At 40.7% G+C, this 10,745-nt stretch carries 6 protein-coding genes; 4 read left to right on the forward strand and 2 right to left on the reverse strand.

What is annotated here, in order from left to right:
• Window positions 1-1,258 (reverse strand): tetratricopeptide repeat protein (locus VJ937_RS07645; RefSeq protein ID WP_324066310.1); only part of this gene is annotated, 1,258 nt, incomplete at its 3' end.
• A gap of 154 nt (window positions 1,259-1,412) precedes the next feature.
• On the opposite strand from VJ937_RS07645, the gene VJ937_RS07650 reads away from it, so the two are divergent.
• From VJ937_RS07650 to VJ937_RS07665, 4 genes are all read left to right on the forward strand, one after another.
• Window positions 1,413-2,447, forward strand: coding sequence for a low specificity L-threonine aldolase (locus tag VJ937_RS07650; protein WP_324066311.1), 1,035 nt, complete (start codon window positions 1,413-1,415; stop codon window positions 2,445-2,447).
• Window positions 2,440-3,393, forward strand: coding sequence for a TIGR01212 family radical SAM protein (locus tag VJ937_RS07655; RefSeq protein WP_324066312.1), 954 nt, complete (start codon window positions 2,440-2,442; stop codon window positions 3,391-3,393). Before VJ937_RS07650 ends, VJ937_RS07655 begins: the two co-directional genes overlap by 8 nt.
• 130 nt (window positions 3,394-3,523) lie before the next feature.
• Complete coding sequence (locus tag VJ937_RS07660; RefSeq protein WP_324066313.1) at window positions 3,524-7,357, forward strand: T9SS type A sorting domain-containing protein; 3,834 nt, start codon at window positions 3,524-3,526, stop codon at window positions 7,355-7,357.
• Between the two features lie 175 nt (window positions 7,358-7,532).
• Window positions 7,533-8,630 carry a mannose-1-phosphate guanylyltransferase gene (locus tag VJ937_RS07665; protein WP_324066314.1) on the forward strand — a complete coding sequence of 366 codons (1,098 nt, stop codon included), beginning with the start codon at window positions 7,533-7,535 and terminating at the stop codon, window positions 8,628-8,630.
• Between the two features lie 530 nt (window positions 8,631-9,160).
• Here VJ937_RS07665 and VJ937_RS07670 read toward each other — a convergent pair.
• Window positions 9,161-10,745 (reverse strand): T9SS type A sorting domain-containing protein (locus VJ937_RS07670; RefSeq protein WP_324066315.1); only part of this gene is annotated, 1,585 nt, incomplete at its 5' end.

The raw sequence follows: 10,745 nt of genomic DNA on the forward strand, positions 1-10,745 counted from the left end.
TGTCGGTTGCTTTTATTACGATGTGCATTGTATCTAACACAATTTGGTGATCAAAACTCTTGTTTTTGATGGGCACATTTTTCCCGCTTATTAATAATTCAGCAATCGGACTGTCGTCTTTTATAACTCCTTTTATTTGTAAGGTTTGTTGGTTTCGACTTATGGCAATGGTCGTTTGACCCGGTCCTTCGGGATGCGTTACAATTATTTGTGGCGGGTATTGTTCTTTTCTGAGTTCATAAATACTACTTTCTGCGTATTTGAGCATTGCGGAGTCTGTTGTGTATTTATCCACGTTTATAAAAGCCTGAATAGCTTCTGATTTCATATATAGTTCTTTCAGTATTTTACCTTTAAGAAGCCATGCATTTGCAGAAGTTGTGTCCCATTTGAGGTAATAAGATATATCAACCAGTGCGTTTTGCAGCTGGTTTACTTTTTTGTAGAGTTCAGCCCTTGTGTAATATAAATCTATTCGCGCCGGATTGAGGGTGATTATTTTTGTAATATCTTTTATTTGCGCCTGGGTATTGCCTGTTACGTTATATAAAATAGCTCTCAGGCGGTAGCTTTCGATGTCATTAAATCTTCTGGCTGCCTGTGAAAAAATGTCAATGGCCTTATCAATGTACCCGTTTTTAACAAGTAGTCTGCCCAAATCATGGTAAGGAGGTTTGTAGACCGGATTTATTTTAATGGCTTCGTTGTAGTAGGCTATTGCATAGTCGTTTAATCCTAGTGAGTCTGATGCTAATGCCTTAGCATAAAGCAGTTCGGCGTCTTCGTTCAATTTTTGTGCGCGCTCGCACACAATTAATGCACTTTCAGAACTACCCGTATGGATTAGTGCCAATGCCTGAAGTTTTAGGGCATCAAAATTAGCGCTATCTCTATCGAGGGTTGTAGTTGCATATTGCAAAGCCTGGTTGTGTTTGCCAAGTTTATATGATAATCTCGAGGCTTGCAATGCATTTTTATAATTGTTGGGGAATAGCTTGCTTGCAATAATAAAATCTTTTAAGGCTTTTTCTTCACGATCCAGGGCAAGATGACTCTTAGCACGATAAATATAGGCATCATTGTATTTCTTTTTTTGCGAATTAATTGCCACATCAAGCCATCCTATGGCCCTTATATATTCTTTGTTTTCATAGGCCGATTTCCCTGTCCGGTAAGCCTTGCCTGGTCGCTGGCCCATAGCAAAATTATGAATCAGCATTATTAAAAGAAAGTATATCAGTCGTGTACTATGTTTCATTTTTTGCTCAATCTATACTCCAAATGTAGTTAAAAAGTTTTTTTTATGTAATTCCATTATCATTTACTGAGTGCAAAACAGATTTCTTTTGATTCTGAATATCAAAAGCTTTTGATTTTGCTATTTTTGTGCATAATGATAAAAATTTTTTGTTATGATAAAAAAGGGGTTTGCAAGTGATAATAATGCCGGAGCTCATCCACAGGTGTTGGCTGCTATGATTGATGCTAACCAGGGACATGTTACCGGTTATGGCGACGATGTTTATACCAATGAAGCAGAACAGCTCTTTAAGCAAATTTTTGGCGATGATATTTCTGTCAATTTTGTTTTTAATGGTACAGCTGCAAATGTTTTAAGTATTATGGCCGCGGGAAGGTCATATAATTCGGTTATTTGTACCGATACGGCACATATTAATGAGGATGAATGTGGCGCCCCTGAAAAAATTACCGGATCGAAAATAATTGCCGTGTCTAATGACAAAGGCAAATTGCGACCAGACCGGGTTAGGCCTCATTTAAAGGGTTTTGGCTTTGAGCACCATTCCCAGCCGGGTATTATCAGCATTAGTCAGGTCACAGAAATGGGTACGGTATACACCCCTGAAGAGATTAAAGAGCTTGCAGACCTGGCACATACACACGGAATGTATTTGCATATCGATGGCGCCAGGATAGCCAATGCAGCAGCAAGTCTCGATATGTCATTCAGGGCGTTTACCCGCGATTGTGGCGTGGATTTATTATCGTTTGGAGGCACCAAAAATGGTTTAATAATGGGTGAGGCGGTAATTTTCTTTAATCAGGAACTTACAAAAGGGTTTCAATATTTGCGTAAGCAGCATATGCAGCTTTTTTCAAAGATGCGTTTCGTTTCTGCTCAGTTTAAAGCCTATTTTAAGGATGATTTATGGCTTAAGTCTGCCCGGCATGCCAACAGCATGGCGCAGCTCCTGAAGGAGAAATTAGCACCCATAGAACAGGTTGAAATTACCCGTAACGTTGAAGCAAATGGTGTTTTCGCAATAATTCCCAAACCATGGACCGAAATATTGCAGGAGAAGTATTTTTTCTACATCTGGGATGAGCAAACAAACGAAGTTCGCTGGATGACCTCATTTGATACCACCAGAGAGGATATAGAAAATTTCACTGCTGAAGTGGCAAAACTAGCAAGCAATGGATAGGCAGTATTCTTTGAAGTACAGCGCTAATCACCCCTACAACCGATATTCCGATTATTTAAAAACGGTTTTTGGTAAACCTATGCAAAAAGTTTCCATAGATGCTGGTTTTTCATGTCCGAATATCGATGGTACAAAAAGCCGGGGAGGCTGTATTTATTGTAATAACAGCAGTTTTAATCCTAATTATAAGTTTGAACGTGAAAATATTGCTGCTCAAATAGAGCAAGGCATAAGTAAGTTCACAAACCGCAAACCCGGAACCGGTTTTATTGCATATTTTCAGTCGCATACCAACACACATGCCCCCGTCAATGAATTATCCGCTATTTTCAGACGGGCAATAGCACATCCTGCTGTAGAAGGATTAATAATTGCAACCCGACCCGATTGCCTGGGCGAGCCCGTGCTTGATTTGTTGTCTGAACTGAATAAAGAACTTTTTGTTGGTATAGAGATCGGCATTGAATCCACATTAAATGATACGCTTAAATTGCTGAACCGGGGGCATAAATGGGAAGATACTTTAGATGCTGTTGACAGGGTAAAGCGCAGAGGATTACATCTTGGAGGGCACCTGATTTTAGGCCTTCCGGGCGAAACAAGGGAAGATATTGATCAACATGCACTGAAAATCTCGAAGTTGCCTTTAGATACAGTGAAACTTCACCAATTGCAGATTGTGAAAAATACCGGGCTTGAGAAAATTTATAAGCAGAAAACATATCAAATCAGGTTATTTCCCGTAGAAGAATACATTGATATCTGTATTAACTTTACAGAAAAAATGAATCCGGAGGTGGTGATTGAGCGTTTTGCATCTGAGTCAAAGCCAGACCTTTTAGCTGTAAAGATGTGGAGTGGTGTAAAAAACCATCAAATTGCCGACTGGATATCAAATGAAATGAAAAGACGAGATACCTGGCAATCAAGACTGTTTGAAGGTTAGTGCTGGTAATGATATATTTTAATTAGTTTTGTTATAAATGTATTGAAAATAGGATCATTGTACAAATTGTTTTTATGAATTAAGGAATCATTTGTACATTTACTCTAATTGCAACGATAAATTAACACCCATGAAAATAAGAGAACTACTTTTTTCGTTTTTGCTTATGGCCATTTTGTTAAATTATGGCCCGATCAAAGCACAGGATGTCGATCTTGGCGTAACAAATGTTTGGCCAGCTATTAAAGGCACAGTGCCGGATTATAATTTTCAGGATCAAACAAAACCCTACTGGGGTGGGTATCATTATATGCCCGTGCATCTTTTCAATGGTTTTGATCCGATAGGATTACCCGTATCGCACCCCGGCGAAGATGCTATTACATTTGACTGGGAGCTTACCTTAACTGCCGATCCCTCAGGCGCTGCCAATGTAGTTTTTGATCAATCCAGTAATTATACCCTCTCTACTGGCGAGTCTGATACCATTCTTTTTGGTCAGGCTGTGAACTATCAGGAAATAAATGATTATGCCCTTTCGACTAATCTGATAAGTGCAAATGATGGCAATGCCGCCAACAACCAAACTACTTTTAATTATGTGCTTTCAGACAGCACCTATGGATTTGCCGATAAAAACAACTTGTCAGGCTCTTTTACCCTGGTTGATACACTTAGTGCAGGCAATCAGGATGGCGTTGGAATAGCTGTTTATTTCCCGGAACCTGCTGGCGACCCATACCAGGTAAATTCTATGACGACCTATCTTAAAGATGATTTTACAGGCGTAATTGAAAATGGGAATGCCACCTTTGTGGGTGTTGTTCATCCAAGAAACCAAAGTACAGGACTATGGGATCTTTCAAGTGGTATTGCTCAAACAAATCCCAAAAATTTGACAAGTGATGATCTCAATTCAATGTTAACCATGTCGCTAATTAGTCCTATGACCATTAGTAATGAAAGCGAATATCTATTTATGCTTTACATTTTCAATGGCAATGATCAAACAGACGAGGGGCGCATTACCATAGCCAATGACCCGGACAGCTATGCACCCTATGATTTGCGTTGTGTGTTGGTTATTGATGGAGCGGTAGAGTATGCCGAAGCTACTCCGGCGATATGGGTTAACGTTGAACCTCAACAATTACCTGCAAGTAGTGAAGCCGAGATAATATCATACAGTTTCCCAAATCAGACCACTTCTGAAATTGATGCCAATAATCAGACAATTGATGTTACAATGCCCCAGGGTACTGACTTAACCAGCCTTGTGGCTGACTTTACCCTGTCACCCGGTGCCACTGCTGCAGTAAGCGGTACTGAGCAGGTAAGCGGAACCACAGCTAATGATTTTACAGCCCCCGTTGTGTATACTGTGACAGCCGAAGACGGCACAACTACCAAAAACTGGACGGCTACAGTTAATGTAGAGCTTTCAGATGCGACAGAAATTATTGATTACAGCATTCCGAATCAGGTCGGTTCTAACATCAATACACAAAACCAAACTATAGAAGTTACCATGCCTGCGGGGACAGACCTGACAAGCCTTGTAGCCGATTTTACCCTTTCAGCAGGTGCCACAGCCACCGTGGATGGTACTGAGCAAGTGAGCGGAACCACAGCAAATGATTTTACAAATCCTGTGGTTTATACCGTTACAGCTGAAGATGGTACAACTACTCAAGACTGGACAGTTACAGTGCAGGAGGCTGCTTCAAATGGTGCCGATATTTTAAGCTATGATATCCCAGGCCAGGAGAGTTCGCAAATAAACTCAAGTGAAAAAACCGTTGATGTTGTGATGCCCGCAGGAACTGATTTAACCAATTTGGTAGCTGAATTTACACTTTCGCCCGGAGCTACTGCTACAGTTGGCGGTGTGGAACAGGTGAGCGGAACCAGTGCAAACGATTTTACCAGCCCTGTAGTGTATACCGTGACGGCAGAAGATGGCGTTACCGCAGTAGACTGGACCGTTACTGTAACCATTAATGCTTCAAATGATACCGATATTTTAACCTATGAAATCCCGAACCAGGAGAGTTCGCAAATAAACGCAAGTGAACAAACAGTTGATGTTGTGATGCCTGTCGGAACTGATTTGACTAATTTAGTAGCTGAATTTACACTTTCGTCGGGAGCTACAGCTACCGTTGGCGGTGTGGATCAGGTTAGTGGCACTACGGCCAATGACTTTACGAATCCTGTTGTATACACCGTAACAGCTGAAGATGGAACTACAAGCACTGAGTGGACAGTTACAGTAACAACTAATGCTTCAGATGAGGCTGAAATTTTGAGCTATTCACTTCCCGGTCAAATTAACTCAGTTATTGATCCCGGTGCGCAAACAGTAGATGTGGAGGTTCCGCTTGGGACAGATTTGACCAGTCTTGTTGCTGAATTTACATTGTCAACCGGCGCTACTGCAACTGTTAGTGGTGTAGAGCAGGTTAGCGGATCGACCCCAAATGATTTTACAAATCCGGTACAATATACTGTTACAGCTCAAGACGGAGTTACTACAAAAGATTGGACCGTTACAGTTACTACGGTAGCTTCTTCAGAAACAGAGATATTAACCTACAGCATACCCGACCAGCTCTCTGCAGATGTTAATCCCGTAAATCAAACCGTGAATGTGGTTATGCCAATGGGAACTGATCTGTCTGCATTAGTAGCTGATTTTACCCTTTCGGTGGGTGCAACTGCTTCCGTTGAAGGAGAAGTGCAGGAGAGTGGCGTTACTGTAAATGATTTTACAAATCCAGTGGTATATACCATAACCGCACAGGATGGCTCCACAACTGCCGACTGGACAGTTACAGTGAGCGAACAGACCATTTCACCTGCTGATTTTATCTCCTATAGTATTGACGGACAGGATGGCGTAATTGACATGGCAAATGCCTTTGTTAGAGTGGAGATGCCGGCCGGTACCGATATAACCAGCCTTGCAGCCACATTTGAAGTTGCTGCCGGTACAACTGTTACGGTTAATGGTACAGTTCAGGAGAGTGGCGTAACAGTAAATGATTTTACACAAATTGTAGCCTATCGTCTTAACCCGGCTGATGGTGCCTCAAAAACGTGGTATGTAGATGTAGCCGTAGAAGGTGATATGAACAATGCAACACTGTTTGAATATTTTGGCTTTTATGGACAAACCAATCCTGCTGAAATTAATTATGAAACACAAACCATTGCTGTAAACCTATCACCAGATCTCGACGTTGAGGCATTAATTCCAATGTTTTATTTGTCAGATGGTGCAATAGCCTATATTGGCAACGAAATACAATGGAGCGGCGAAAATATTGTAGATTTCAGTAATCCGGTCACATACACCATTGTTGCTGAAAACGGCACCGATACGCAAGATTGGACCGTACAGGTAACCACAAACCAGAATGCTTCAGCAGAAATTTTGTCGTACTATTTCCAGGATATACCACCTTCTGAACAACAAACCACAATTTACAACAACTCGAACAGTATATATGTCGATATCCCATCCGGGACATCGCGAGAGGAGCTTGTGGCTAATTTTGAGCTCAGTTCAGGGGCTGTGGCCAAGGTTGATGGTGTATTGCAGGAAAGTGGTACAACTGTAAATGATTTCTCAACTCCGGTTTCGTATACTGTTACTTCACAGAATGAAGCTAATGTAAGGGTCTGGACAGTGAATGTACGTTACCTCACAGGAATTGAGGCAAACATGGACGAGTCTTTTGCAATTTATCCTAATCCTGCAGCATATAGCGTTCATATAAAAACTCCAGACGGGTATACGGGTATGATTATGATAACTGATATGAATGGTAAGTTGCATAAGGTTATGCAAGCCGGTTCAGATAATGCAGAACTTGATGTAACAAATATGAGCTCCGGAGTGTATTTTGTAGTTTTCAGAAACGGCAATAAACAATTGACCAGACAGATGATTATTAAATAATAACACTTGTTTTCATGTTTTAGAGGCTGCCACAGGTAGCCTCTTTTTATATATAAAATGCGATTTCTTTATTTTGAAAATTATCTGTTTGATAGATTTTTTATTTTTACCTGATTAAATCGTAAGTGTTGATCGAACGATTTGTGGTTATCAAATGCAATAAAAACTTAAATATATGAAGCAAAATAATTACGCCATTATTATGGCTGGAGGAGTAGGGAGCAGATTTTGGCCATGGAGCAGAACAGCACAGCCAAAACAGTTTCTTGATGTACTAGGCACAGGAAAAACACTCATTCAGCAAACATTCGAGCGCATAACTCAAATATGCCCTTCAGAAAACATTCTGATTATTACAAATAAAAAATATGCTGATACCATTGCAAAACAGATCCCTCAAATGTCCGGGGAAAATATTTTAAGTGAGCCAAAGGGTAAGAACACCGCCCCGTGCATTGCTTATGGTGCATTTAAAATAAAGAAACAAAACCCGGATGCGAATATTCTTGTGGCACCTTCAGACCATATTATACTTAAAGAAGATTTATTTGCCAGGGTAGTACAGGAAGGCTTCAATTATGTAAGTCAAAACAATGTTTTGCTAACTATTGGTATTAAGCCGCATAAACCTGAAACAGGTTATGGCTATATCCAGTCAGATGCTAAAGTGATTAAAGAGGACTCAGGTAAATGGCAACTATCTTCTGTGGATGCTTTTCGTGAGAAACCGGATTTAGAAACAGCAAAGTCTTTTCTTGCCAGCGGAGACTATTTTTGGAATGCAGGGATCTTTATTTGGTCAGTGGACTCAATTTTGGCCAGTATGAAGCAGCATCTACCCGAAATGTATGGTCAATTTGAAACTTATGAGCCTGATTTCAATACCGGAACGGAAAGAAATGCAATAGAGACAATCTTTGACCAGTGCCAAAGCATTTCCATTGACTATGGTGTGATGGAAAAAGCCAAAAATGTTGTGGTAATCAGTACAGATATTGGCTGGTCTGACCTGGGTTCATGGAGTGCCCTGCATGAACTTTCAGATACAGATAGTCAAAATAACACCAGCAATAGTAATCAAACACTTTTTTATAATTCAAACAATTGTATTGTAAGGGCGCTTGACAATAAAGTGGCGGTTATTGAAGGACTGGATGATTATATTGTGGTAGAAGAAGAGCAGGCGTTATTAATTTGCCGCAAACAAAATGAGCAAATGATAAAACAGTTTGTAAAAGATGTGGGAGATAAGTTCGGAAAGAAATATGTTTAATTGATAAAAAAAGGCTGTCCAAAAAGTCAAAACTCAACGTCTATTATGAGGAGGAACGACGAAGCAATCTGTTGATTACTAAAAGAAAGAGATTAGCTGCGCTGAGCTTGCACTTCATGCTGCGGTTCCTTCACTTCGTTACCAATGACGTATCTAAAAAAGTTTCACGCAACGTTCGCAACGAAGGCGCAGCGACTGCAACGTTGGACTCGTAGCGTTCGTAGCGTATTTTTCGTGGCGATTGTGGCGTGAAATAATTTAAAAGATTTAGAATATGAATTCCAATCATAAACCTGAAAAAGTTATACGTCATTCTGCATTACTAAATTTAAGAATTTTTGCCTCTATCATATACGGGATTCTTGTAAGAAGCTGAAAATAAGAAGTGAGGGCTTCGCTTTGAGCGAAATCCTCACTAATTGCCTCTGTGTATTCTGTCATCATTCTCATTTTACCACCCCAGTTATTTGTGGTGGCGGGAACTCGGAATGACTTCTTCGAATGCTTTTTGGACAGCCTCTTTGATTAGGCTATTGTTTTACAAATTTTAGTGTGCTGACGTTGTTTGGTCCAAAGATTTTTAATACATAAACTCCTTTTTTATATGCATTCAGTGATATTGTGTGCTGATTACTGTCAATAGTTTTAGTCAATTGCTGCTTGCCACTCACATCATACAATATGACTTTATGATTCTCTGCATTATTTATTGTCAAATGATTGGTCGCAGGGTTTGGATAAATGGAGATTTTATTCTTCATATCATCAATGCCTACAGGTGTGTCTCCGGACAAGCTCAGTGTACGTGCGTTGGCATCAGTGCTTTCATGAATAATTTCATTACCAAAAGGCCCTTCCTGGGTAGGAGCATACTTTACCATAATATCAGTTTCGGCTAATGTGCCGCCACTTTGCGTAAGTGTTATGCTGTTGGTATAAGAGGTGCCATCTGTTGAAATTGCAAATGGACCATCTGAAGAGACGGTTACTACAACATTATTTGTGAGGTCGCTTCCCGAAACCGAGTAAGTTCGTACAGAGTCTTCGCCTATGGTTACCTGTCCAAAATCCATAGAAGTTTCTGAAATTACAATATTGGGCGTGTTGGGTGCAATCCCGTTTCCTGTTACCTCTACATATTGTGCAGGAGCTCCATCGCTCTCGTTGGAGATTAATCCGGTGTAATTGGACTCTGTAACCGGGTTAAATTGTACAAAAACAGTTTGATCTATGGTGCCAGATGATTGTGGAACGACAATGGAAGATGCAAAACCGCTTCCGCTTGTAGCAGAAATCATGTATCCTTCCGGAGCTGTTATTGTTAGGTCGTTAGCTAATCCAGAGGCTGTAAGATCATAAGACAATTCGCTCGATTCGTCTGTGGTAACATCTCCAAAATCAAGGCTGCTCGGGGTAACTGCCATGCTGCTGTTGATGTCAATTGTAATGGTTTTGTTCTCTGTAACTGCAATGGTTCCCTCCACAGCCTCAAAGCCTGCGGCTTCTACAGTATAGGCCAAAGAAGCGTTTGATGTGGCATATACGTCGGTAAACTGGGTTTCGCCGCTTGCGTTGGTGCTTTGACTTCCATACCCGGGAAGACTCACTGTAGCGTTTTCGATGGCTGTTGCTCCGTTTGTAACTACAAAGGTTAAATCATAAGTAGCTATGGCATCAGAAGGTAACTCTATGTAGTCGATCCAGCCACAATCACTTCCATTGCTTACTGATCCGTCTTTTTCGTATTCCCATGTAAATGTATGTGATCCCGCTGTAATGTTGTAAGAGAATTTCTCCCAGTCAGATTCACCGCTCCATATGTCTTGCTCTGTGCTGTCAATATAAAATTTAAGATAATCATAGTCTGATTCAGATGATACTTTTCTGTAAAAACTAATGGTGCCCGCTTCTGTGGTTGCGGTTAGGGTCATTGTGCTTACCTGGTCGTCGCTAATATCTCCGGATTCGACACTATAACTGCCTTCATAAGCCTGGTTGTTCGAGCGGAACCAGTCCACATCGCCACTTAAAGTGATGCTTTCAGGTATTTCTGTTTCAAAAGTAATGGCTTCTGAAGGTACGAGCGCAAAATCTACGAGATTGTTGTCTGCTGTA

This window comes from Salinivirga sp. (assembly GCF_035268865.1).
GTDB lineage: Bacteria > Bacteroidota > Bacteroidia > Bacteroidales > Salinivirgaceae > Salinivirga.